General features: G+C 34.1%; 21 protein-coding genes and 1 pseudogene. 13 read left to right on the forward strand and 9 right to left on the reverse strand.

Annotation, left to right across the window (positions count from 1 at the left end):
- Positions 1–66 precede the first annotated feature (66 nt).
- From R4Y45_RS00740 to R4Y45_RS00755, 4 genes are all read left to right on the forward strand, one after another.
- Positions 67–663, forward strand: a complete 597-nt coding sequence (locus R4Y45_RS00740) for a hypothetical protein (RefSeq protein WP_339968297.1) — start codon at positions 67–69, stop codon at positions 661–663.
- 117 nt (positions 664–780) lie between these two features.
- Complete coding sequence (gene brnQ / locus R4Y45_RS00745) at positions 781–2,127, forward strand: branched-chain amino acid transport system II carrier protein (protein WP_339968299.1); 1,347 nt, start codon at positions 781–783, stop codon at positions 2,125–2,127.
- Positions 2,128–2,202: 75 nt separating this feature from the next.
- Complete coding sequence (locus R4Y45_RS00750) at positions 2,203–2,421, forward strand: hypothetical protein (RefSeq protein ID WP_339968301.1); 219 nt, start codon at positions 2,203–2,205, stop codon at positions 2,419–2,421.
- Positions 2,422–2,438: 17 nt separating this feature from the next.
- Complete coding sequence (locus R4Y45_RS00755; protein WP_339968304.1) at positions 2,439–3,479, forward strand: YdcF family protein; 1,041 nt, start codon at positions 2,439–2,441, stop codon at positions 3,477–3,479.
- Positions 3,480–3,515: 36 nt separating this feature from the next.
- Here R4Y45_RS00755 and R4Y45_RS00760 read toward each other — a convergent pair whose 3' ends face one another.
- Entirely contained in the window at positions 3,516–3,692 is a 177-nt protein-coding gene (locus R4Y45_RS00760) for a hypothetical protein (protein WP_156403337.1), read from the reverse strand.
- Between the two features lie 148 nt (positions 3,693–3,840).
- On the opposite strand from R4Y45_RS00760, the gene R4Y45_RS00765 reads away from it, so the two are divergent.
- The 3 genes and pseudogenes from R4Y45_RS00765 to R4Y45_RS00775 all read left to right on the forward strand — a co-directional run bounded on the left by R4Y45_RS00765 (position 3,841) and on the right by R4Y45_RS00775 (position 7,150).
- A complete protein-coding gene (locus R4Y45_RS00765) occupies positions 3,841–5,013 on the forward strand; it encodes an aminotransferase class I/II-fold pyridoxal phosphate-dependent enzyme (protein WP_339968307.1) in 1,173 nt (390 codons plus the stop codon).
- A gap of 87 nt (positions 5,014–5,100) precedes the next feature.
- Positions 5,101–6,102, forward strand: a complete 1,002-nt coding sequence (locus R4Y45_RS00770; protein WP_339970230.1) for a PTS sugar transporter subunit IIC — start codon at positions 5,101–5,103, stop codon at positions 6,100–6,102.
- A gap of 11 nt (positions 6,103–6,113) precedes the next feature.
- Positions 6,114–7,150: pseudogene (locus R4Y45_RS00775) on the forward strand (PTS sugar transporter subunit IIC).
- A gap of 27 nt (positions 7,151–7,177) precedes the next feature.
- Here R4Y45_RS00775 and R4Y45_RS00780 read toward each other — a convergent pair.
- The 4 genes from R4Y45_RS00780 to R4Y45_RS00795 all read right to left on the reverse strand — a co-directional run bounded on the left by R4Y45_RS00780 (position 7,178) and on the right by R4Y45_RS00795 (position 10,381).
- Complete coding sequence (locus R4Y45_RS00780; protein ID WP_339968312.1) at positions 7,178–7,654, reverse strand: MarR family winged helix-turn-helix transcriptional regulator; 477 nt, start codon at positions 7,652–7,654, stop codon at positions 7,178–7,180.
- A gap of 138 nt (positions 7,655–7,792) precedes the next feature.
- A complete protein-coding gene (locus tag R4Y45_RS00785; RefSeq protein ID WP_339968314.1) occupies positions 7,793–8,479 on the reverse strand; it encodes a methionine ABC transporter permease in 687 nt (228 codons plus the stop codon).
- Positions 8,479–9,543, reverse strand: a complete 1,065-nt coding sequence (locus tag R4Y45_RS00790; protein ID WP_339968316.1) for a methionine ABC transporter ATP-binding protein — start codon at positions 9,541–9,543, stop codon at positions 8,479–8,481. The genes R4Y45_RS00785 and R4Y45_RS00790 overlap by 1 nt, the downstream gene beginning before the upstream one ends.
- A gap of 19 nt (positions 9,544–9,562) precedes the next feature.
- On the reverse strand, positions 9,563–10,381 hold the full coding sequence (locus tag R4Y45_RS00795) for a MetQ/NlpA family ABC transporter substrate-binding protein (protein WP_339968318.1): 819 nt from the start codon (positions 10,379–10,381) through the stop codon (positions 9,563–9,565).
- A gap of 448 nt (positions 10,382–10,829) precedes the next feature.
- Here R4Y45_RS00795 and R4Y45_RS00800 point away from each other — a divergent pair, with 448 nt between their 5' ends.
- The 5 genes from R4Y45_RS00800 (at position 10,830) to R4Y45_RS00820 (ending at position 17,451) form a co-directional block, all read left to right on the forward strand.
- Positions 10,830–11,981: an ArgE/DapE family deacylase gene (locus tag R4Y45_RS00800; RefSeq protein WP_339968320.1), complete on the forward strand. Its 1,152-nt coding sequence runs from the start codon at positions 10,830–10,832 to the stop codon at positions 11,979–11,981.
- Between the two features lie 465 nt (positions 11,982–12,446).
- Positions 12,447–12,698 carry a hypothetical protein gene (locus R4Y45_RS00805; protein ID WP_339968323.1) on the forward strand — a complete coding sequence of 84 codons (252 nt, stop codon included), beginning with the start codon at positions 12,447–12,449 and terminating at the stop codon, positions 12,696–12,698.
- 180 nt (positions 12,699–12,878) lie between these two features.
- Entirely contained in the window at positions 12,879–14,156 is a 1,278-nt protein-coding gene (locus R4Y45_RS00810; protein ID WP_339968325.1) for a polysaccharide deacetylase family protein, read from the forward strand.
- A gap of 195 nt (positions 14,157–14,351) precedes the next feature.
- Complete coding sequence (locus tag R4Y45_RS00815; RefSeq protein ID WP_339968327.1) at positions 14,352–16,160, forward strand: heavy metal translocating P-type ATPase; 1,809 nt, start codon at positions 14,352–14,354, stop codon at positions 16,158–16,160.
- Between the two features lie 139 nt (positions 16,161–16,299).
- Positions 16,300–17,451 (forward strand): cation:proton antiporter, encoded by a 1,152-nt coding sequence (locus tag R4Y45_RS00820; protein WP_339968329.1) that lies wholly within the window; start codon positions 16,300–16,302, stop codon positions 17,449–17,451.
- Between the two features lie 15 nt (positions 17,452–17,466).
- Here R4Y45_RS00820 and R4Y45_RS00825 read toward each other — a convergent pair whose 3' ends face one another.
- The 3 genes from R4Y45_RS00825 to R4Y45_RS00835 all read right to left on the reverse strand — a co-directional run bounded on the left by R4Y45_RS00825 (position 17,467) and on the right by R4Y45_RS00835 (position 19,830).
- The gene (locus tag R4Y45_RS00825) at positions 17,467–18,156 is read right to left on the reverse strand and encodes a CPBP family intramembrane glutamic endopeptidase (RefSeq protein ID WP_339968332.1); all 690 of its coding nucleotides are present in this window, start codon (positions 18,154–18,156) and stop codon (positions 17,467–17,469) included.
- A gap of 15 nt (positions 18,157–18,171) precedes the next feature.
- Positions 18,172–18,837: a CPBP family intramembrane glutamic endopeptidase gene (locus R4Y45_RS00830; RefSeq protein ID WP_339968334.1), complete on the reverse strand. Its 666-nt coding sequence runs from the start codon at positions 18,835–18,837 to the stop codon at positions 18,172–18,174.
- 81 nt (positions 18,838–18,918) lie between these two features.
- Positions 18,919–19,830, reverse strand: coding sequence for a metal ABC transporter solute-binding protein, Zn/Mn family (locus R4Y45_RS00835; RefSeq protein ID WP_339968336.1), 912 nt, complete (start codon positions 19,828–19,830; stop codon positions 18,919–18,921).
- A gap of 85 nt (positions 19,831–19,915) precedes the next feature.
- Here R4Y45_RS00835 and R4Y45_RS00840 point away from each other — a divergent pair, with 85 nt between their 5' ends.
- Positions 19,916–20,353 (forward strand): Fur family transcriptional regulator, encoded by a 438-nt coding sequence (locus tag R4Y45_RS00840; protein WP_339968338.1) that lies wholly within the window; start codon positions 19,916–19,918, stop codon positions 20,351–20,353.
- Between the two features lie 31 nt (positions 20,354–20,384).
- On the opposite strand, the gene R4Y45_RS00845 is transcribed toward R4Y45_RS00840, so the two are convergent.
- Positions 20,385–26,108 carry a hypothetical protein gene (locus R4Y45_RS00845; RefSeq protein ID WP_339968340.1) on the reverse strand — a complete coding sequence of 1,908 codons (5,724 nt, stop codon included), beginning with the start codon at positions 26,106–26,108 and terminating at the stop codon, positions 20,385–20,387.
- Positions 26,109–26,319: the final 211 nt, after the last annotated feature.

The raw sequence follows: 26,319 nt of genomic DNA on the forward strand, positions 1-26,319 counted from the left end.
AGTTTCTCTTAATTTGTTTATGGTTTATAATAATATGATATATGTACTATTTTGATAGGAGATTTTATGAACAAACGCGTTTTAACTACTGTCTTCATTTATATTACAATCATTGTTTTACTTCTGCTTTCTATGATTATCAGTTTAAATACAGCCAGCCGTATTTTAAAAACCAAGTCGATTGAACAACAATTTGGACAATCACATATTTTAGACTTAAAAGATCAATTATCATCAAAACAGCAAACAATAAACACCTCTAATAATAATGAGCCCATATTGTTAAGTTCACATTTTTACGCTATAAAGTCCGATAAATTGGAAACTAGCGGAGACTATCATAATATTAAAGCCGATCTTTCAATTTTTAATACAAGCAACCATTTAGTGGGACATTTTACAGTCTTGAATAGTTTTTTTGTCGCAAACAATCATGTTTCTATAGTCGATATCACAAACGTCAACAGTGAATTGCAACCCTGGTTTATTCAGTATGGCGGTTATGGACCAGCTTTAAAAACAAATTATAATGTCACCGCTTCTTTTTCGTTTCAAGCTTGGATTAGCAGTTTTTCTGAAAAGGATTTTACAATAACAGCTAATACTACTCTGAATGTCGATAAAAGTCATACAATTGAGTGGGTAATATCGGACTTCTATTAATTATCCAATATAGCTGTCATTTCAACTTTAAACTAATTTTTAGCTTTTACTTTCATTAAAGTTACCTGTAAAATAATTAACACTATATTAAATAAATTTGAAAGGATTGTCTGAACCTTGAATTCGAATCGCTTATCACTTAAAAACACCATTTACATTGGATTATTATTATTTGGAATCTTCTTTGGTGCTGGTAATGTTATTTTTCCAATTTCTATGGGGCAACAAGCTGGATTCAACACACCCATGGCGACAGCCGGATTTTTAGTCACCTCTGTTGGGTTTTCACTACTGGGTGTCTTGAGTGTCACTTTTATTAAAGAAACTGGCCTTTATGAAATTGCTAGAAAAGTAAACAAGCCTTATGCTTATTTGTTTACCATCATTGTCTTTTTAATTTTAGGACCTTTGTTTGCAACTCCGAGATTAGCGACAACATCTTTTGAAGTTGGGATTCAACCACTTATTGGTACTGATTTATCAAAACCTGTTTTAGCTATTTTCTCCATTGCTTTTTTTGCTTTAACTTTTATTTTGGCTTTAAGACCTGCTAAATTAATGACTTATATTGGTAAATACCTCACACCTTTATTTCTGATTTTGCTAGGTATCTTATTATTATTTGCTTTTATTAACCCGATGGGAAATCTAAGTCATGGCCCACAAGCAACCTACCAATCAGGTAGCTTTTTTACAGGATTTTTAGAAGGTTATAACACCATGGATGCATTGGGAGCACAATTAATGGCGTTTATCGTCATTAATGCGATTAAAGAATTAGGCATTACGGAGCCTAAACAAATTGCAAAAGAGCTCACCAAGTCAAGCGTGGTCTTCATTGTGGTCATGAGTGTTATCTACATCTTGTTAGCTTTAATGGGAGCTTTAAGTCTGGGTACACTTTCGCCTGCTGCTAATGGTGGAGCTGCTTTAGCTCAAATTGCAACTCATTATTTAGGCCGTCTAGGAAATGTTTTACTAGCGGCTATCATTATCGTAGCTTGCCTGAAAACAGCAATTGGCTTAATTATGGCGTTTGGTGAAACCATGAATCATCTTTTCCCTAAAGTTTCTTACCAAACTTTTATCGCCATTGCTTGTATCTTACCTGCCCTTTTTGCCAATATTGGGTTAACTAACATTATTGCTTATTCTGTTCCAGCATTAATGTTTATCTTTCCATTGGCATTGGTTTTAATTTTTGTGGCTTTATTAACTCCTCTAGTCGGTGATCACAGAATTTTATACCAAACCACAACATTATTTGTCTTAATTCCAGCTATTATGGATGGACTAAATAATTTGCCAAAATTTTTAAGGACAGAAACAATCACATCTTTAGTTGAGGGGTACCATGCTATTATTCCATTTAGTTCAATTGGACTAGGTTGGGTTGTCCCAGCAATTATTGGATACATTTTTGGATTAATTATTTTAGCTACAACGCAAAAAAGCAAGGCTTAATGCCTTGCTTTTTTATTTAGTATTTATCAAATATGATAAAATGAGTTAAACGATTATCAGAAATGAGGTCTGATTATGGATCAACTATTGAAAGAAATTGGTGACTTTTTCAACCAAAATCCAAAAGGCTTTTTTGCCTTTGTTGTATTTATCTTTGGTGTTATTTTATTTGGATTTGGTAAGAAAGCCCCAGTATTACGGTTGTTTTTAGGCGATAAAAGTGTTTTCTTTCAACTTTTTTGGGGAGCTATTATCTCCCTTATCGGAATTGCCCTAATCTATTTATTTAGATAAGAAAAGAGGTTTCAACATTGATTATTTTTTTACTATTAGTGGTAGACTTACTGGTTATAACCTCTTTTGTCTACAGCTACAAACAAAATAAAAGTAGACTGCGAAATGGTCTTCTACTTAATTTATCAATTTTCATGACGGGATTACTATTTGGGGCTATTGTGCTCAATATTAATTATCAACCACTGACCACAGTTAGTTTAATTATTGCAGCAATATTAGCTTTAATTATTGTTTTCTTTTCCGTCTTTTATGGTGTTTTTTTAATTTGGAACGGGATTATTGTTTGGCGAAGAGAATCTCATTCTTTAGCTAATACATTGACCCTTATCTTAGGAATCATGAGTATCCTTTATCCTTTTATTTTTGGAACAATACATTGGTTGTTGCCCGAAAAAGTATTTATCTTTTTTGACAATATACTCAGCGTTATATTAGGTTACATTATCCTTTGCTTATTTAGCTTTTTAAGCTCATTATTGCTTTTTTACTTTTACAGACCCAAAAAAGACAAAGATTTCATCATTGTACTAGGTTCTGGACTAATCAATGGCAATCAAGTTCCGCCTCTACTCGCTTCAAGAATTGACCGCGCAATTTGGTTTTACCAAAAACAAATCGGTAACCAAAAATCAGCGCCTTATATTATTTGTACCGGGGGTCAAGGCTCTGATGAAAGCACATCAGAAGGTGAAGCAATGAGAGAATATGCAATTGCACATGGCGTTGATAGTAAACGCGTAATTGCTGAAACCAAAGCAAAAAATACAATCGAAAACATGCAATTTTCCAAACAAATTGTTGAACAGCTTAACCTCAATCCACAAAACGGAATTTTTGTTACAAGTTACTACCATCTTTACCGAGGCGCACAATATGCCAGAGATGCCGGTATGCTAATTAACGGATTAGGGGCTAAGACAAGATTTTTCTTTGTGCCAAATGCTATTATCAGAGAATATATTGCAGTTTTACTCGCACATCGAAACTTTCACACTATCGTTATAACGGGATTAGTATTAGTCGCACTTATCAAATCGCTTTCTCAAATTCTATAAAAAAAGACCTAAGCAATTCGCTCAGGTCTTTTTTTATTAATCTTTTTTACCACGGAATTCGTCAACTTTTTTACCAGCTTCGTTTAATCCGTCGCTCACTTTTTTGTGAACATCATCAGTTGCTTTTTTAGCTTTGTCAACAGCGTCACTGTTTTTTACTGAATCAATGCCCTTTGATACTTTGTCTTTCATTTCGTCAAAATTAAATGCCATAATGTATTCCTCCTCATTAATTTAATTCTATTATAGCGCCATCATCCGAATTTGTTAACTAATTTATCTCAAAATTTTCAAATTTATTGACTCATTAAATTAAAATGATATGATAAAAACAATAAAAACATATTAAAGGAGATTCGCTATGTCATCACTGATTAATCGCTTAAACAAAAATCTATCTATTTTGAAACCTAATTCTATTCTGGAATTCAATGCTGAAATTTCACAAATTGAAGATATTGTTCACCTTACAATTGGAGAGCCTGACTTTAATACGCCGAACCATGTCAAACAAGCTGCCATTAAAAGCATTGAAAACAATGAGAGTCACTACACTAATCCACGTGGCACAACCGAACTTCGGACAGCTGCTAGTCAATTTTTGAAATTAAAATATGATTTAGACTACAAACCTGAAGATCAATTAATTATTACGGCTGGTGTGACTGAAGCTATTTACGCTACGTTGTCTACTATTTTGAATCCCGGCGATAAAGTTATCCTACCTACACCTATTTTTCCTTTATACATTCCTATCATGGAATTCTTAGGCGCTTCTCCACTTTATATTGATACTTCTAAAACAGATTTCAAATTATCAAAAGACCAACTACAAGAAGCACTAGATGAAAATGGTGAATCTGTTAAAGCTGTTGTCTTAAACTTCCCAAATAATCCAACAGGCGTAACTTATACTCAAGCAGAATTAGAAGATTTAGCAACCGTTATCTCCAAAAATGATATCTTTTGTATCAGTGATGAAATTTATAGCGAATTATCTTATCAACATGATCACGTTTCAATGGGGACTATCTTGCCCGAACAAACCCTTGTATTTAATGGTGTTTCTAAATCACATGCGATGACCGGATGGCGTATCGGTGTAATTGGGGGACCAGCTCTCATTATCAACGAAATCAACAAAGTACATCAATTCTTGATTACCTCAGCTACAACTAACGCTCAAGCAGCAGCAACTGAAGCCTTTAAAAATGGACTTGAAGACGGTCCACAAATGCGTGAAGCCTATGCAAAACGTGTCGCTATTTTAGAAGCAGGATTGAGTCAGTTAGGATTCGATTATGTCAAACCAAACGGCGCATTTTACCTATTTGCAAAAATCCCTGAACAATTTACGCAAGACAGTTTTGAATTCAGTCGCCAACTCGCTTACAGCGCAAAAGTTGCCGTTATTCCCGGTTATTGTTTTGGACCTGGTGGAGAAGGCTATGTTCGTATCAGCTTCGCTGCCAGCGAAAAAAATATCAAAACTGCATTAGACCGTATTAAATCATTTTTAAACCAGGTAAAATAAAAACAAAGACGTGAGTCACTAACTAAATCTCAGAAAAGGAGCTTTATTTTGAACAAAAACTGGCTTGAAATACTCAAAAAAATTACGATGACCACTTTAAACGGTGTTTCCATTGGGGTTATCGTTGCTTTGGTACCGGGAGCTTTATTGAATAATATCATGAAAGCTCTAGCCCCAAATTTTGGCTTTGCACAAACTGTTTTAAATTTTACAGCTATCTCGGCTGTCTTGCTTCCTGTTGTCAGCGCACTTTGTGTAGGCCTAATTGGTAAATTAACACCGATTCAAAGTGCCTCAATGGTTCTTGCAACCGCTATTGGTGCTGGTAATATCAAAATGACCGCTAATGGACTGACTGTTGCCGGATCCGGTGATGTCATTAATGTGGGGGTTACCATCTTTATCAGCTATATTTTAATTCTACTTTTAGGTAATCGACTAAAATCTTATACTATTTTATTACTACCTTCGATTATTTTGATTATTGGTGGCGGGTTAGGTCAACTAACCTTACACCCTGTTGGTAAAATCACACAATTAATTGGCGATTTTATTGCACAAGTTACACACTTACAGCCAATTTTAATGGGGATTTTGTTAGGAATTTCATTTGCTTTAATCATTATTTCCCCAGTTTCTTCAGTGGGTATTGCTTCTGCAGTGGGACTTCAAGGAATTGCTTCAGGTTCAGCTAACCTAGGTATTGTTGCTGCTTCATATGCTTTGGCAGTCTACGGTTTCAAAGTCAACTCTTTAGGTGCATCCCTTGCACACATTATTGGTTCACCTAAAATCCAAATGGCGAATATTTTAAAAAAACCAAAAGTTATGTTGCCAATTGCGATTAACTCCGGGATTTTAGGCGGTCTAGGAGCTCTACTTAATATCAACGGAAATGCCATGAGTGCTGGTTTTGGATTTTCAGGACTTATTGGACCAATCGCTGCATTAGAACAAGGAGCAAACATCTTAACCCTATTGGTTATCTTCATTGTTGTGCCATTTGTCTTAGCACTAATTAGCCACTATCTTTTCATTTTAAAATGGCATTTTATGGACATTAAAGACTTTACACTGAATTACGATTAAAGGAGACCTACGTGAAGCCTCTCAATTTTGCCCAATTCAAACAAATCTCGATTAATATTTTAAATGGGATTTCAATTGGTGTTATTACAACACTTGTACCCGGCGCTATTTTGAATAATTTGATGAAACTATTCACACAGTATTCTTGGTCGCAGTCTGTTCTTTTGTTTACAACTATTGCGACAACCTTATTACCAGCTGTTAGTGCTCTTTGTGTCGGGATGATTAGTCAGTTCACCCCCATACAAACCGCTTCCCTTGCTCTAGCTACAGTGGTTGGTGCTGGTAATATCAAAGTAACTTCAAATGGTCTTGCTATTGGTGGAACCGGTGATGTGATTAATGTCGGAATTACCATTTTAATCGCTTATCTACTGATTATTAGTTTAGATAATCGGCTTAAATCATACACTATTTTATTAATGCCTTCATTGGTCTTGTTAATTGCTGGTGGAATCGGTCACTTAACATTAACACCTATTAGCCAAATTACACTTATAATCAATAGTGTAATCACACAATTTATGCAGCTGCAACCTTATTTAATGGGCGCCTTACTTGGCGCTTCATTTGCTTTAATTATGATTTCTCCAATCTCTGCTGTTGGTATTGCAACTGCGGTGGGAGTTTCAGGTATTGCATCTGGATCAGCTGGTCTTGGGATTGTAGCTACAGCTTTTGCATTAGCCGTCTATGGCTTTAAAGTCAATTCCTTTGGGACAGCAATAGCTTTAATTTTAGGATCGCCCAAAATTCAGTTAGCTAATATCTTGAAAAAACCAAAAATCATTCTTCCTATTGCAATTAACGCCGCTATTATGGGTGCATTAGGACCTTTATTCAACATTCAAGGGACGCCAGTTAGCGGTGGTTTTGGTTTTATTGGGGCAGTTGGACCCATTACAGCGTTAGAATATTCTACTAGTTGGTTAGTGGTTGTTTAACTTTTGTTGTAATTCCAATCTTATTAGCTTTACTTAGCCACTACTTTTTTATTCAAAAAAGTAACTATATGTCGCAAAATGATTTTAAAATTGATTATAAATAAAAGGAAGCTCAATTATGAGCTTCCTTTTTATTCGCCAAATTCACCATATTTTTGGACAATATTTAAAAATCGTTCAATTGTATTCAGTTCATCTTGTGAAAAAGAGCTAAAATCTTGCTTAACTCTTTCATAAGCTGACTCATGAAAAGCTAAATTAGCTTTTGCTAAATGTTCACCCTTAGAAGTTAACTTCACATAAACATTACGGTAGTTTTCAAGGCCTCTAAATCGTTCAAGATACCCCAGCTCATTCAACTTCTTGATACGTCTAGAAACGCCACCTTGCGTGATTGACATCTGATTAACAATATCTGAAATCATCACTTCTTTCCCCAATATCAAAGTTAAAATCTCTAAATCATGATGCGTTAACTGTGCGCGAACTTCTTCCGCATATAAAGAACCATATTTCTTTTCGAAAAATTGTAATTTATCAGTTAATGAACTTTTTTGTAGTCTTTCAATAACTTGCCAAACAATATGATTACGACTAATTTGAACCAAACTAATGTCCTCCTCACTATAACTTTTATTTTATATTTATAATAATTATCAAATACTAATTATATCATAATTTTAATAATTATTTACTTAAAATGCTATAACAAGAAAAACACTGTCTCAAATTAGACAGTGTTTCGTTTAATGACTTACTTTTTTTGTGATGCGGTCGCCAATGAATTGAATAAGGAAAACAAACAATAGCACCATTAGTGTTGCCACGATGGTGACATCGTTTTGAAAACGTTTATATCCAATGTCTAAAGCAAGGCTTCCCAGTCCACCAGCACCTACAGCACCAGCCATTGCAGTTAGATTAGTTAAACTAATCATAGTCAACGTGCTTGCTCGGATTAAGTCAGGTAACCCTTCTTTTAGATAAACGCTCCAAACAATACCAAAGTTTGATTCTCCCATTGATTGAGCTGCTTCAATGACACCTTTGTCAACTTGGACTAAAGCATTTTGAACCTGTCTAGCATAAAAAGGAAATGTTCCAATAACTAGTGGAACAAGTGCTCCTTGTGGACCTATTGTAGTGCCAACAATAAGTTTAGTCAAGGGACCAATTAAGGCTAGCAAGATAATAAACGGAATTGATCGCAACACATTCACAATTTTATCGGTGATATTATAAATTGTTTTATTTTCAGCAATCGCACCATCTTCTGTGATAACTAAAATCAATCCTACAGCTAGACCAATAACACCTGCGATAACCGCACTGACTAAGGTCATATAAAGTGTTTGTGAAATCGCCCCTTCAAAACCATAATCACCGTACCAGTTATCAAAAACATTAGGAATATATTGTTTTAAAAAGTCCATTAGTCCTCACCTCCAAAGTCAGCTAAATTTAGTTTTTTAATGCGAACCCCTGATTGTGTTAGAAATTCTAATGAGTCTGCCACTTTAGCTGCATCCCCACTTAAAATAACAATCAAACTTCCAATCGGTGTTCTTTGTAAGATTTCAACGTTACCATACAAGATGTTAGCACTCACCCCAAATTTTTGGTAAAGACTAACAATAATAGGCTCGTCAGTGGTTTCTCCCGAATAAGACAATTGTACTAACTGTTCATTATCTTGTAAGTGTTGCAAGTTTTCTTGTTGAGCAAGACCTTTTAAAGTGGCATCTAGTCTAGTTGTCGTATCAATAAATGATTGCGTTAAACTAGTTTTTGGATTAGCAAAAATATCTAATACCGAGCCACGTTCAATCACTTTTCCTTGTTCCATAACCGCAACTTTATTGCTAATTTGTTTAACTGCTTCCATTTGGTGAGTAATTAATACAACAGTTAAGTTCAACTTTTGATTTAATTCTTGCAATAAGTTCAAAATTGATTCGGTTGTTTTAGGATCTAGTGCACTTGTTGCCTCATCAGAAATCAAAATATCCGGATCATTTGCCAGTGAACGAGCAATCGCGACACGTTGCTTTTGTCCACCTGATAATTGTCTTGGATAGGTATCTTTTTTGTCTGCTAGTCCAACTAAATCAAGTAATTCGTTAACTTTATCTTGTTTTTCTTGCTTAGAAAGTGGACTACCTTTTAAGGCATAGGCCACATTTTGAGCAATAGTACGTGACATCATTAAATTGAAATGTTGAAAAATCATTCCAATTTTTTTACGTGTTTTACGTAATTTTGGGGCATCATATTGGCAAATATCTTCACCATTAATTAAAACTTCACCACTAGTTGGTCGTTGTAGCAAGTTGATTACTCGAACAAGTGTACTTTTACCTGCTCCAGAATAACCCACAATACCAAATATATCACCACGCTGGATATCTAAGTTAACATCATCAACTGCTAAAACATCACGTTCTTTATTTTTAAAATTAACACTAATATTTTTTAGTTGAATTAAGGGCTGTGCCATCCTTTACACCTCGTTTAATTTAAAATTTGTAATCCCATGCAGGAATTGTTGAACCTTGGTAAACTTCTTTAATTTTATCTGCAACTTCTTGTGTTTGATAAGCTGCTACAATTTTTTTGTAAGTTTCGTTATCTTTGTTTTCTGGTTTAGTTGCGATCACGTTAATCCAAGGTTTTGATTTTTCTGTAATTGGTTCTCTAAAGATTGCTGAGTTTAAATCTAATTTTGCATCTAATGCGACCGTATTATTCACAACTGATGCACTTACTTCAGATAATGAACGTGCAGTTTGTGAAGCATCTAAAGGTAGTAATTTAATATTTTTTGGATTATCGACAACATCGTTAGGTGAGGGTAGTTTTACATCACTTTTTAGTTTCAAGACACCTGCTGATTCCAGTAATTGAAGTGCACGTGCTTGGTTAGTTACATCATTTGGTAAAGCAATTGTCCCACCATTTGGTAAGTCGTTTAGACTCTTGATTTTGTCTGAGTAAACACTCAATGGTGCAATTACTGTATTTCCAATTGCCGTTAGATTAGTTTTACGTGCGTTGTTCCAGTTTTCTAAAAAGTAAACATGTTGGTAAGCATTCAAATCAATATCGCCACCAGCAAGTGCTTGGTTAGGTTGATCATAATCATTAAACTGAACAAGTTTAATATTGATACCTTCTTTTTGCAGGTTAGTTTTGATAACGTCCCAAATACGAGTATCTGAACCCATGATTCCAACTTTAACTTCGTTGCTACCGCCACCTGATGAACATGCTGTGGCTACTAACGCGACAACTACTGTAATTAATCCTAACAAAATATTTTTAACTGACTTTTTCATGACTAATTCCTCCTGAAAATAAATTTAATAAATAAAAAAACTCGCCTCTAATATTAATTAGAAACGAGTTTATCGTGATTACCATTCTACTTCGAAATAAGCTTACACTTACTTCCTCAACAACGTACAACGAACTCAAAAAAGAGCTGTGATACGCGTGCACGAATAATGGGTGCCAGTCCATCGTTACTTAAACCATTCAGTAACGCCAATCATGAGCCATTTTCGCTTTGTGTGAACTACCTTACTCTCATCAAATGTAAGTTTTCTGTACAGTCTTTAACAAAGTTACTTTCTCAATCAACTTGTTTAATTTATTTCGTTGTTGGCTAAATAATAAGTCATTTTTTGTAAGTTGTCAACACCCTAAAAACAAATTTGATTTTCATTTCATTTTAATTTATCCTTTAAATTACATAATAATAGTCATAATGATTGGAAGTTAACGATGGACAAAATAGAAAAAATTAAAATACTAAGTGATTTAATTGAAATTAATACTGTTGATCAAAATGAAAAATTAGTCGCTGATTATATCGGTAATTTATTTACTCAACATGGCATTTCTTTTGTTATCAATGAAGTAGAAGAAAATCGAGCTACCCTAGTTGCTGAAATTGGCGTGAAAAAATCACCAAAAATTTTAGGTCTATCTGGACATGCGGATACGGTATCAGCAGGTGATTTAAACAAATGGACCTATAATCCTTTTGAAGCGACAATCGAAGGCGACCGCATATATGGACGCGGATCTAGTGACATGAAGAGTGGTCTCGCTGCACAAGTGATTGCTTTGATTGAACTCGTCGAAGAAAATAATCTACCTGAAGGTACTGTTCGATTTTTGATGACTAATAATGAAGAAGATGGTGCCTCTGGTGCTAAAGTCCTAACAGAACAAGGCTATAGTAAAGATTTAGATGGCTTGATTATTTCTGAACCAACAGGCGGCAATGTGGTTTACGCTCACTGTGGATCTTTAAATTATCGTGTCAAAAGTCATGGAAAAGCTTGGCATAGCTCAGCTCCTCAAAATGGTATCAATGCTATCACTAATTTAATGGCTTTTGCTGAAAAAGAACCGACTCTTTTTGATGAGTTTGAAGACGATCCTATACTCGGAAGTCTTGCTCACAGTATCACCAAAATTGAGGGTGGTCACCAGATTAACTCTATTCCCGAATATGCTGAGCTCTCAGGTAATATTCGACCTACTGCAACAGCATCCAATCAGGCAATTATCGACATTTTGACTCAAACAATTGAACAGTTAAATCAAAATCTTGCCGGTCACTTGGAACTTGAGATTATTCATGATTTTTATCCTGTTGTTACAAAACCTGATAATCCACTTATTCAACAACTTGCTTCACTTTCAACAACTAACTTTAATCGACCAGCAGAACTTAAAATTATTCATGGTGCTACAGATGCTAGTGACTTTGTTAAAGTTAATCCTACAGTTCCTGTGGCCGTATTTGGTCCAGATGCTTGGGAAAACGCACATCAAGTGGATGAATTTACCACAATTTCGAGTTATTTAAGTGCGATTACAACACTTAAACAAATTATTTCTCAATTTTTCAATAATTTTGAATAAAATGGTCACACTTTTTTCACATTTAACACGTATATTGTAACCATAGCCAATAGGTTACCCCCCTTGAGGCTTGTTATAAACAAATATGACCCAACTTTTGTTTTCATTCATTCTTACTCCTCCAAGTAGATTGAACGTTGCGTCGACTGCAAGTCGACCCAAAAGAAAAAGCCAGCCTCCCCGGGCTGGCTTTTTTATTATGGGATTTTTTTCTTGACAAAAAAGACAATAAGTAGCACTATTAGGATTAAAGATAAACTTTTAGTTACTATCTGTTTGGATGACATAAGCTCAATTATCTCGTACATACAAGAAACTGATTTGATTTATTATGTTTTTTTTAAAATGCAATTTTCTAGTTGTCTTTTTAATAGCATAATATTAATATTACTATTAGTCCAAACGTGATGACATTAAAAGCTTATTTATATATATTTTATTGGAAATATTCGGAGGGAATATACTATGAAAAAATTAGTTGTACTAGGAAGCACATTATTTGCTTCAGCATTGTTATTAACAGGTTGTTCAAACGGTAACAGCTCAAACAACTCATCATCAAGTGATGCACAAACTTCACAATCATCAAGCTCAGCTGCTGATTCATCAAGCTCACAATCATCATCAAGTGATCAAGCAAGCTCACAATCATCAAGCTCAGCTGATTCACAATCATCAAGTTCAGAAGCTGCTTCATCAGAATCATCATCTAACTAATTTGATTAAAAAAAGACGTTCGATTAAATCGAATGTCTTTTTTATTTTTGTCGTTATTTGATTATGGTAGACTTAGTAATAGATTACTAAAAACCATATAGATAAAGGGACTGTCACTATGCATCGATCGCGCAAACAAGTCAGACGACAACGTCGAAAAAACAATCGTAACTTCAAAAAATGGGCCTTATTTGTTTTAGCCTTTTTATTATCTTAGCTCTAATCCTCATTGCGGTTCTAAAAATTACCCCCTCTTCTTCAACCCCAAAATCTGAACAACTCATCGAACAAAGTTATCCTACGCTAAAAAAACAAGTCCAAACAATAGATAACCAAACTAAAACTTACTTCTTACCTGATAATGACCTTATTGAAAATCAAGCCACAAGACTTATCCATAACTCCAAAGAAACCGATGTTACTTATTATCTAACTTCAAAAGATAATCAAACTTTTTGGGTTAATACCCTTTACGTTGTGTCAAAAAATAGTCAAAATTTAGACACTGATTCAAAGATAGTTGCACAATTTAATTCTACAAAAGATAACACAAAGGTTTTAAAACTATCAGACATCATCAAATCAGATGACAAAAGTCAGGCTGCTTTCAAATTAGCTCTCACTCGATATGTCTTTGAGGCAACTAATGTTACTTCTGAACAATTTATTCCTTTGAAAAATCAATTACAATCCATTTCTTTAGACACAACTGACTTTAGCTTTAATCAAAATCAACTAGACTTTAGTCTTCCTGATACTATTTCAACTGTCAAAAAGGTATCTTTAGCTATCGATACTATTAATTACTTGTTAAATTCTGATTATCAAATTGCTGATAAATCACAAAACCAAACACCTAAAAAAGTTGTTGCCTTAACTTTTGACGATGGACCACGTCCTGGATCAACAGATAGCATTTTGTCTACTTTAAATCAATTCGATATTAAGGCTACTTTCTTTATGCTAGGACAAAATGCCAAACGTCATCCGGATTTAGTTAAAAAAGTTAAAGAAAATGGTCATGCTATTGGTAGCCACAGCTATAATCACCCGATGTTAACTAAACTAAAACCTGATGAGCTTATCAAGCAAATCAATCAAACTGGTCAAGCCATTTATGAAGCAGCTCACATTTATCCTACGTTATTCAGACCGCCTTATGGCGCAAGAAATCAAGTTGTTGATCAAACTATTTTAAAACCACTGATTGAGTGGAATATTGATAGTGAAGACTGGAAAAAGCCTGGCACAGAGACACTGCTTAAAACTATTCAGCAAAATGTGCGTTCTGGCTCTATTATTTTGATGCACGATATTCATCAAACAACAGCCGATGCCCTGCCTACAGTAATTAACTATCTTAAAAATGCAGGCTATGAATTTGTCTCAATCGACCAACTTTATCAACATCAACTTTATCCATTAACTAACTATTATAGTCAACATGACGCACGCTAAAGCATTCACCTTGAATGCTTTTTATTAACCCTAATTAATTCACTTTTATAAAGACTTGTGTTAGATTTTAGTTGAAAAGTTCCTTTCAGACTATGGTCTAACAATTTAAGACATTTTAGTTGCCCTAAACCATAGTTTAGGGCTTATATTATGGTGTAGACAATTTAAAAAGTATTACTTTAGGGAGGAATAATCTTGAAACATCAATGGAAACTAGGCGTCACACTTTTAGTCGGTGTGATAGCACTAATTTTAGAATTCATCTTTCACTCACCGATTAGCGCTCGAGTTTTGATTACTATCGTTGGGATTTTAATGGCGATTTCATTGGTCATTGAAATGGTCAAAACTATCAAATCTGGCAAATATGGGGTCGATATTTTAGCGATTATGGCAATCATTGCCACAATGCTTGTTGGTGAATATTGGGCCAGCTTAATGATTTTAATTATGTTAACCGGTGGAGATTCACTTGAAGACTATGCTGCTTCACAAGCTGGTAAAGAACTGGAATCCCTACTCAAAAACGCACCACAATCTGCTCACTTATTATCAGCTGATTCAAAATTAAAAGATGTGCGTGCAGATGATTTAAAAGTTGGCGATTTGGTAGTGGTTAAACCCGGCGAACTCGTTCCTGTAGATGGCGTTATTACACAAGGATCTTCAACTTTTGATGAATCTTCTTTGACTGGTGAATCAACACCCGTTTCAAAAACACAGGGACAAAAATTAATGTCTGGGTCAATCAATGGTGACGCTTCGATTACAATGTCAGTTGAAAAAATCGCTTCAGAATCACAATATCAAGCCATTGTACATTTGGTTCAAAGTTCTGAAGCAAAACCCGCCAAATTCGTTAAAATGGCTGACCGTTATGCGGTCCCATTCACGATTATTGCTTTATTGATTGCAGGTATTGCTTGGGCTGTCAGCAAAGATCCTGTACGCTTTGCAGAAGTTTTGGTTGTCGCTTCACCTTGTCCTTTAATCCTAGCTGCCCCCGTTTCCTTAGTAGCTGGTATGAGCCGAATGAGTCGGAACCATATTGTCGTTAAAAGCGGGACTGCAATTGAAAAAATCGCACTAACTAAAACCGTTGCTTTTGATAAAACAGGAACGCTAACTAAAAACCAATTAAAACTTAATAAAGTCAAATTGTATGCCGATATTAATAAAGATGAGTTTTTAAAATTAGCAGCTAGTGTTGAGCAAAACTCATCTCATATTTTAGCGCGCTCTTTACTCAAAGAAGTTAATCATGACACCCTTTATCCCGTTTCTAATCTCAAAGAAATTACAGGTAATGGGGTTATCGCAACTGTTAATAACCAAGAAATTAAAGTTGGAAAATTAGACTTTGTGTCACTCAATCATCCGGAATTATCATTAACGGAAACTGCCATTCATGTTGCTATTGACGGAAAATACGCCGGCTATCTAACATTTTCAGATCAAATCAGACCTGAAGCTAAACAAACAATTGCTGATTTAAAAGCCTTAGGCGTTGAAAATATTATCATGCTAACTGGTGACGATCGCTTAGTTGCAAATAAAGTAGCCAAAGAACTAGGGATTAATCAAGTTAAGGCCGAGTGCTTACCTATCGATAAAATCAATCACCTTAAAGCAATTAAATCTGATAATCGTCCTGTTATGATGGTAGGTGATGGCGTTAACGACGCCCCATCTCTTTCTGCTTCTGACATTGGTGTTGCAATGGGAGCTACTGGTGCGACTGCTGCTAGTGAAAGTGCCGATGCAGTGATTTTAGTTGATAACTTAGCTCACGTTAGTCGTGCAGTTAAAATTGCACGTCGAACGATGAATGTTGCCAGAACTGACGTAATCACAGGTATTGTGATTTTAATTATGCTCATGTTGGTGGCTTCATTTGGACTTATACCTGCTTTATTTGGTGCTATTTTGCAAGAGGTTGTCGATACCATTACCATCGTTTTAGGCTTACTTGCAAAACTTCCTCCACGTGGCGAAAAATATTGAGAGTCTATTAAAAATTTAGTATAATAAAGATAAATAATCGTATTTTGGTTGGAGTGCAACGTACTTTCAAGACTTCCTCTCATTTGGGTAGATGAGAAGTTTTGAAGGTGCGTTTTTTTATTTGGAAGGAATGATTATCATGCATCTTATTTTTAGTTTATTTTTGATTTTAATCGTAGCTACTTTATTCAAAGCTGGTTTTCAAAAATTGAGTTTGCCATTAGTGATTGGTGAATTATTGACCGGGGTTGTCCTTGGTCCAGCCCTGTTAGGTTGGGTTCATACAGATGAGACCATCAGTACAGTTTCTGAGATTGGCGTTATCTTACTTCTCTTCATTGCTGGTTCACACAGTGATTTAAAGACACTTAAAAGCGTTTTTAAATCGAGTTTTACGGTTGCTTTACTCGGGGTTATTGCACCCATTATTTTAATTGCTGCAGCAAGCATTACACTATTTGCTGTTGGCTTTAATGAAAGCATCTTCTTAGGCATTGTGCTTGCTGCAACCAGTATTTCGATTGCATTAGAAGTTTTAAAAGAATCAGGGCTACTCCAAAGCAAAATGGGAAACGTTCTAATTGGGGCAGCAATTGTCGATGATTTCTTAACACTATTCATTTTAAGCCTTTTCATTAACTTTAATAGCACGGGTAGTTTTGATCCTATAGCACTAGGACAAACCCTTGGTTTACAAGTTGTTTTCTTTGGGTTTATTATCTTATTCAAAAAATTCTTCCCAATTATCGACAACTTCTTGAAACAAAAAGCAATTAGTCTTCCTTATTTCTATGAAGTCTTATCATTGGTCATGATTTTTGGTCTGTCACTTCTAGCTGAAAAAGTAGGCCTTAGTGGTATTATGGGGGCATTCTTTGCGGGTATTATTTTGAAGGATGCGACATTCTTTAATCAAGTATCCAAAAAACTATCAGCAACAGCTTACTTGATTTTTATTCCACTATTTTTTGCTTCAATTGGCCTTAATATGACGCTTGATGGCGCTTTAGATAACTTGCCTTTAATTGGTATTTTCACTTTGCTTGCTATTTTATCAAAATTCTTACCTGGCAAATTAGTCAGTCAATATTTTGGCTTACCCAAAAACGAAGCAAATATCGTAGGAAGCGGTATGATTGCTCGTGGAGAAGTAGCTTTAATTTTAGTCCAAACCGGATTAACCAAATCGATTATTTCACATGACTTATATGTGCAGCTCATTATTGTTGTGATTTTGACCACTGTTTTAACACCATTTATGTTAAATTACTATATAAAAAAAGCAGGATAAATTATCCTGCTTTTTTTATTTGGCAAATAATATGCCAATAAATGATAGTAAGTTGTTCAACATATGAACACCTGTTGAACAGCGAAGGTCTTTGGTTTTAAGATAAACACCTGCAAAAACCATTCCCATTACAGCATAAGTCACTAGACTTAAATTAAATTGAAAGCTGGTGTGGGCTAACCCAAAAAGTAACCCGTTTAAAATGATTCCTAGTGTATTCTTCAAAGTCGTACTTTGCTTGAAAAACAAATCAAAGAATAATCCTCTAAAGATAATTTCTTCAAGAATCGGACCAATCACAACAACAAATAACCCAAATAAGAAGTTATTTCCTTTTACAAATTCAATAATTTTAACTTGGTTTGCTGACTCTGGTTGATTTCGTAGCAAAATTAAATTAATCGCAACTTGAACAATAATTAAAACGACAAACAACCCAAAAACAAGCATAACTTTATCAAATCCAAATTTGGTTTGCTTCGTTATAAATTGTCTAGGATTATCTTTTTCTAGCAAGTAACGATAATAGCGATAAATACCATAAACGACAACTGCTGCAACAACTAAACGTATTACTATTCCTAAACCATAGCCAAAACTCATCACTTCTTTTGGCATTTGTAAAAAGACCAACAACAATTGATCAACAAAGAAAACGATAACTGCCATAATCAAACGAACAATATAACTTACACTTTTTGACATGCTTTAACCCCTTATCTATAAACTACTTATCACATTATTAACAATATGCACAACGATTGACGATTTAATATCCTTGGTGAATAAGTATACTGAAGCCAAAATCATACCCATTACCGAATAAAGCAGCAGGTAAATGGAAATTGACGTTTCATGCATTAAGCCAAATAACAAACCGTTCACAATAATGCCGACAACATTATTTAATCGAGTTTCTTTTTTGAAAAACAAATTGAAAAACAACCCTCTAAACAGATATTCTTCAACAACTGGCCCAACAAACATCACAAATAGTGGAAACAAGAAATTCACTTTTGAAAGAATTTCATTTAAACTGGCTTCGTTTGTTGACGTTTGATTGCCTGATAAAGCTAATGAAATTAACACTTGAAAACCTAGCATAATAACGATTCCACTAACCATAATCAGTAAGTTACGTTTGCTAAATCGCCAATTAAATTGAAAATTCCGCTGATTATCTGTCTTTAATTCATGGCCATACTCAACTGTCATGACGTACATAATCGCAATAGCAACTAGTATTCTAATACCATTATTGATAATATAACCAATACTAATCGGTTCAGCTTTTACAGTTCCCATTAGCCCTGTTAATAAAATATCAAAGAAAAAAAAGATGAAAATCATCAAAACTTTTTCAAATGTTCCGCGCTTTTTAAACATAAAAAACCTCCTAACAGATTCTAAATCTCATTATAGCATTTAGAAACATGTTGGAGGTTTTGAAAAAATGACTTATCAAAATTAGTTCATTAATTTTGAAATGTGATCGACAACATCTGTCATCCAATCAATATAAGAGGTGTTATTTGGTTTCGTTTCGGTCACTTCAAGAATTGGCAAGTTAGCTGCTTTAGCTTTGTCAGCCATTTGATCAGCTAGTGGGCTGTGACTTTGGGTATTGTAAACAAAGAATGAAACCGTTTTTGATTCGAAATCTTTTTGCATTTGAGCAATATCTTGAGCTGAAGGATCAGTTTCTTCTGCAATTGCTTGTTCAAAATGCTTGTTGTTAATTTCAAATCCAATTTGTTGAAGGAGATAATCAGCAACTGGTTCTGAAACGTTAACTTTCTTATTAGCATCAGATAAATGACTTTTGACATCGTCAATTTTTGCGGTTAGCGTATCAAACTTCTTCAAGTAAGCTTGCGCATTTTTTTCGTAAGTTGCTTGGTTAGCTGAATCAATTTCAATTAGCTTTTGCGTAGTTGTTTCAACAAACTTTTTCATTAAGCTAACATCATACCAGATGTGTTCGTTATCGCCATCTTTAAGTTGGCCAATGTCTGTTGCAATTGAGATTTTTTGAGCTTTAGTATCGGTTGATTTCACTAGTTTTTCAAACCAGCTGTCATAACCCAAGCCATTTTCCACAATTAAATCAGCATTCGTGATTTTTTTGGCGTCATTAGCTGTTGGTTCAAAATGGTGAGGATCTGCACTAGAACCTGAAATAATTGGCGTTACATTGGCAGAAGTTCCTTGTGTGATTTCTGATACAATATCACTATAGACATCTGTTGAAGTAATCACGTTGATTGCTTTTTCTGAATCTGAGCCGCTAGTAATTGTTGATTGTTGAGATTGACTTTGACATCCGACAAAAACAACGGCTGCAAGAGCTAGTACGATTGTCGCAAATATTTTTTTCATAATTATAGTTACTTCTCCTTTAAATGATAATCATTACGATTTATAATTATATAGGATTATTGATCAAAAGAAAAGAGGAAATTAAATGAATCACTTAAAACAGCAGGTTTTAAACAAGATGAAACAAAACCAACTTAAAATAACCAAACAACGTGAAGTCCTAATCGATTTACTAATCAAACATCGTGATACGTATTTAGATATTACAAAAATTGATCAATTAATGCGCCAAACATTTCCTTCAATGAGTTACAATACTGTTTACCGCAATCTTAAACAACTTGAAGAAGCTGGATTACTTGAGCAAAATAACCAAATGGGACATGCCATGGTCAAAGTCATTTGTGAATTTGACCACCACCATCATTTCATTTGCCAAAACTGCGGCATCGTTACCGAGTTGAAAGAATGTCCGATGTCAATTTACCAATCACAAATTCCAGGAGCTGAGATTTTGTCTCATCAGTTTGTTCTTGAAGGATTATGCCAAAACTGCTCAAACTGCAAATCTAAAGAAAACTAAAAAACAGACCCGAAAAGGTCTGTTTTTTATTCTATTCTTCATCATCGTCTTTTCTTCGTTTAGCAATTAGCCAGAAAATACCCCCAATAGCGACGATTAAAGCACCTATATAAGGAACAGCATTCCACCAATTATTAGATTGACCTGAGTCATTATCTTTATTTAGGTTTGCCACTTTATCGACAGAACCATTGCTTCCACCATTAGCAACAGATGAACGGTTATTCCCTTGGTTTGATCTTTGAATTAAACCGCCAGTATCTCTGTTACTATTGCCGTTTTGCGTTTGGCCTGAGTTAGCTGGTTCAAGTTGTCCTTGAGAACCACCTGTTTGAGCTGTTGTTGCTGGATAATAACGGTAGCTATTGCCTGAATCGGTTCTAGTTGTGCCTGCATTTTGAGTAGGATTACCATTTCTATTATTTGCAATAGTATTATTACCCGTATTTTGAGTATTAGCTGTTATATTAGTATTAGTTGATTGATTATTAGGTGTTGTGTTATTTGGGTTTGTTGGTTGACTCTTAACAAAATCATTGAAACTCGTTAAAATGGCTTGCACATTTTGATTTAAATTAGGCATATTGAACGTACTTGGATCAAATCCAAGTTGATTCAATTGATTATTCGACTCAGTTTGCAAGTTAGTTAAAGCATTTAAATAATTTTGTTTTTGTTGAGGAGTTAACGTTGTATTTTGATTAATTGTATCTTGTGCCTGTTTAACTGCTTGACCAACTTCTTGACTCACTTCACTTGCAGTTAGTTTTTGATTGGTTGGCTGTGGCGAGTCATTATTATCATCAGTTGGAACTGGTGTTGGTGTGGGAGTTGGTTGTTGATTGTTATTAGTCAATTTAGCATTTTTAATGACATCTTGCGCCACTTTATTCATCGTATTTTCAATGTCATTCATATCTTTAAATGATAGGGCTTGTTGCAAATCATCATTGGCATTGAACAATGAGGTATACAGTTGATTAATATACTGTTCTTGCTGTTCAGGGGTTAAGTTGGGCTGATTGATAATTTCATTTTGTAAATTATCAACTTGTTCAGCTAATTTTTCAAATCTATCCGTTCTTTCTGACTCTAAATTAGTTTGTTTGATATCTTCAACTGATTGATAATGATCTACCATATCTTTTTGTTTTTGGCTTAAAACTTGTATGATTTCTGCTTGTGAATTTGCTGAACCAAAGTCTGCTTCATCAGAAATAAGATTAATCAAATTCTTAGCATTATCTTTATCTGTTTGATCTACTGGTTGTAAATTATCTAATTGACCTGTCAATTTTTGAGCATAACCAAGCAATTGTTGGCGTGCATTTTCACGTTTTTGGTCTAAGTCAGCACGTCTTTTGACATCTGCTACTTTGAGTTTGGCTTGTGCTAATTGATAAGCGATATCACTTGGATTATCGTTATCTTTTATTGAATTTTCCATATCAAATTGTATTTGATCAATTTCATCTTGATAACTTTGAGATAGGTTACTATTTTTCAATTGTGGAAGAGTGTTACTTTCAATTTCATTTTCCAATTGTAATTTAGCTTTTGCTCTAACATCATTAATTTTATCTCGATTTTGTTTTTTAGCATCGTCCATAATTTTTTCGATAGCAGCATTATTATCAGCTACTAAGGATGTAATTTGTTCACTAGAATTGACACCAGAAACAGATTCTGAATTGTCGGCAACTAATGCATTAATGCTATTATCAATTTGACCTTTCAAACCGTTTTTATCTGAATCACTTAAGCCTAACATTTGATCAATAGCCCGTTTTTGATTATCTCGATGTTGGTTTGCTTTAGTAATAGCCGTGTTCTTATCGGATTGAAGTTGTGCTTGCTCTAAAGTAGCTTGCATCCCTTGATTTGCCGAATTTTTGTATTGAGAAATCGTTTCAAATTCTTTTGAATTATTTATATTGGCTTCACCATCAGATAACTTCTGATTAATTTGATTGTCAAATTCTTGTCTTTGAGTTTCAGTTAAATTCAATCCATCTAAAATCGGCGATTTTAACTCAGATTTAGCAGAAGATTTAGCATTTTCTATGTTTTTTTGACTCGTGTTAGCTGCTTCGTCAAATCTTTGATTGATTGCAGCTAACTGTTGATTAAACGCAGATAAAACTTCTTGTTCGCTTTTGGCATTGGTTAAATCTACCGTTGTACTTGCTAAATTATTCAACTCATCTTGCAATTGTCGTTTAGCCTCTTCCGTTAAACCAGAAAGGCTATAATCAGATTTGATATCGCCATTTGATTGATCAACTGAAGTTTGTTGATTTCGTTGCAAGTTTTCGAGTTTAGCTTGTTCCAAGAGTTCGGCGGCTTTTTGCTTTTTCAAGTTTGCTAATTTAACTTGATTTGATAAATCAGTAAGTTTAGCTTTTGTGGCTTGTTCAAGATAACCGATAGCTTGTGTCGAATCAGATTTATCAATTTTTGCATTATCTTGTGCTGTTTCATTGAATGCATCGTTAACTTGCTCAATATAATTTTGTTTTTCTTCTGCAGTTAAGGCATTAAAATCTGTATGATTATCAATTTTATTTAGTAAATCATCATATTGTTCTTTTAATCTTGATTTAGCACTTGATTTAGCATTTTCAAGATTAGCATTGCTCTTTTGATTATATTCATTATAAACTTGATTAATTTGATTTTGTACTTCCAGTTGTTTTTGGGCAATTGCATTATCACTATCTAGACCATCAAATGCTGTTGGTAGTTGATCTTTAATCGTTTTTAATTCAGCTTTTGCTGCTTGTTGTTCATCTGAACTTAATCCTGTCAAATTATCAATTCGACCATTTTCACTATCAATATTTTCAGATAATGTTGCACTAGCTTTAGCCTTATCATCTGCTAATTTGAGTTGATTATATTCATCTTCCATATTAGCGAGAGCTAAATTAGCAACTTGTTCAAGTTGATTAATAGATTCAATTGGAACTAAATCGGTAACGGCCTTACTTTTCAGGTCACTAACTTTATCAATACCAGAATTAATCTGGCTTGAATCTAAGTGAGATAATGCCTTAATTTTAGTTTCTAGTTCACTTCTTTTATTTTCTAATTGTGATTCTAGATTTGTACGTTTATCAGTTAATACTTGGTTAGAGCTTTGCGTTTTTTGACTCAAAATAGCATCTAAAGTACTTGCAATACTTTGTTTTTTACCATTAACGTCTGTAGTTTCTGGTTTACTTAAATCAGCTAACCCATCATTTAACTTATCATCGATTAATTTTTGGGCACTTTTAATTTGCTCTTTTGTTAATCCCGGTAACTTATCAAGATTATTCTTCACTTCTTGTGCTTTGGTTTTCAAATCATGAGATGCTTTTGCTTTATCGTTTGCTAATTTTGTATCTTTAGCAAAATCATCTAGTTGACCAATCTCACTTTTCTTAATATCTAAATCAGCAGGATTTTGAGCACCAGAAATTGATTGACGTAAATCACTTGTCTTTTTAGCCAAATCTTGGGTTAATTTCGCTCTCTGGTCACTATCCAAGTTATAGCTATTATCAATAACTTTTTGAGCATCAGCACTTTTTTGTGTAATTTGACTATCTAAAACTTGCTTTTGATTAGCTAAATTAGCTGCTGATTTTATTTCTTCAAGTTTTTGAACAAAACTAGTTGATAAAGCATTAACATCGGAATTATCAGCTGCCAATTTAGTTTGGTAGCTAGTTACCAAATCATTAACTTGTTTGTTAAACCCTAGTTTTTTATCATCTGAAAGTGGTTGTAGAGCTTGAATATAGTCTTGAGCAGATTGAGCTAATTGTTGATTGTTATTAGCTGCTTGTTGACCAGCTTTTGCTTGGTTTGCTTTTTGTTTAAGAGATTCTAAATCTATTAAAGAATTATCTTTAGCAAGTAACGCATCTGCGGATTTTGACACACCATCTACATTATCTCTGCCCGCTTTTGATTTAGCATTTAACTCTGACTGTAGCTGTGCTTTTTGTGGATTAGCTAATTCGCCAATAATAGCTTGAACTTCATCAGTTTTTTGATTGATAGCTCTTTTTGCGTCATTTTTAGCCTGATCTAAGTTACTTTGATTCAAAAGACCCGCATCAGCTTTAATTTGATCAAAAGCATGGCTAACTTTTTCTTTATAAATTGCTAAGTCTGAAAGTGTATTAGGAATATTATTAATTAAATTGTTTTTAGTTCCTGTAATAGAACTTAAAATATTAGACTTATCAGTGATGTTTCCCATTTCTTCAACAGCGTTTGTAACATCTGTAGATTTAGTAGTAATTAAATCTGTTATTTCTTGTTGTAACTTTGCAGTATCTAAGTCATTAGCTAGTGTATTAAATGTTTGTATCAAATTAGTCTTTGCTTGAGCTAGACCTCCTTCATCAGGTGCTTGAGTTAAACTATCTTGATTAGATTGAGAGTAAAAATCTGTTACTCGTTGAGTTAAACCTGATTTTTTAGGACTACTATCTGGTAAGCTGTTTAATTTAGCCTGTAGTTGTTGATATTGGTTATCCAAGTCTGCTTTGGCTTGATTTCGACTAGTTGCTAAACGATTATCTTGATTAGATTTTTGATCATTTTTAGCTTTTGCTAAAACTGCTTCTAAATTGCTAATAGCCGTTGATTTTTTACTATTAGCATCGTCTGCTGAAGAAGCTCCTTCAATAGCTGCATTTCCAGAATTAAACGCATTAGTAAGTTCTGTTTGTAAACTGCTTTTATCTGTTAAGTCAGACATCATATTAAGTTGCTCATTTAAGCTATCATACTTTGTTTGTAATTCTTTTTTAGCTTGATTTTGTGCTGACTTTTTAAGTGCATCTGCATTAGCTGTATCTGTTATGTCTTTTGTTTGATTAAATTGTGTAGTTGCATTGTTGACGATTCGGTCAACCTCACCCATTGAATTGGCATTATTAATATCGGTTTGTGCTTTATTCAAGGATGAATTAATTTGATTAATTAAAGAAGTTTGTCTTGCTAATTCTTTGGGATTAAGTAAAGTCATCGGATTTCTCCTAAACCAAGACATAATCCAATCAATTATTTCTTTACCTTTTTGCTTTAATTCAGATTGTTTTTGTTTTTTATATTGATTTAAAGTGGCTAAGTCATTGGTGGCTTGGGATTGATTTACAATTGTATTAACTTGAGTTGTATTTTGACTATTTTCAATTTGAGTCTTGTAATCTTCAGACTGTTGAGCAGTTAGATTAACTAAAGCGTCAATACTTGATTTCCCTTGCTTTTTAGCGTTCATTAATTCGGACGAATCGATGGCCTTACTATAAGGAATTTTTATACCGTTATCTCCATCAAATTTTAGTTCAAAGGCCATAGATTTACCAACATTTTCAGAGTTGTTGATAAAATTTAAATTATCTGAATTAGTAAATGTAACATCGAAATGTTTCTTATCTGATGATACTTTAACTGAAGAGGCACCCCAAGAAAGCCAATTCCCCGTTTTAGGGGACTTTACACCAATAGAAGAAATAGTATGATTTTGTGCCCCGGGCACATAAAAGCTAATATTTCTTGTATTAGTTACCAACCCATCCAAGCGTGCAACCTGCAAATCAGTAGCTGCTTGAACAACAGGGTTAACCCCTTGCATATTTTGTCCTATATCAGATGAGGTAACAGTTACAAATGCCGTAGCTGCAAGTAATGCAGAACTGGCATATATTACTTTTTTAGATACTTTTGAGTCGAAATTCTTTTGTTTATTTTTCATAAAAATACCCCCTAGATTTTACATCTAGGAGGGTACTCTTCTTAGTCAAAAATGTCATCTATTTTAAACATAACTAATCATATTTAAGTATTATATTAACCAATCATTTATTTTTTATAAGTGGAAAATCCACTTCTAGCTAATCAAGCTAATCATATAAACATTGTTTTAACAACATTTATAAAATTAACCATTAAATTATTATACCTAA

It is taken from the genome of Holzapfeliella saturejae (assembly GCF_037546065.1).
Classification (GTDB): domain Bacteria; phylum Bacillota; class Bacilli; order Lactobacillales; family Lactobacillaceae; genus Holzapfeliella; species Holzapfeliella saturejae.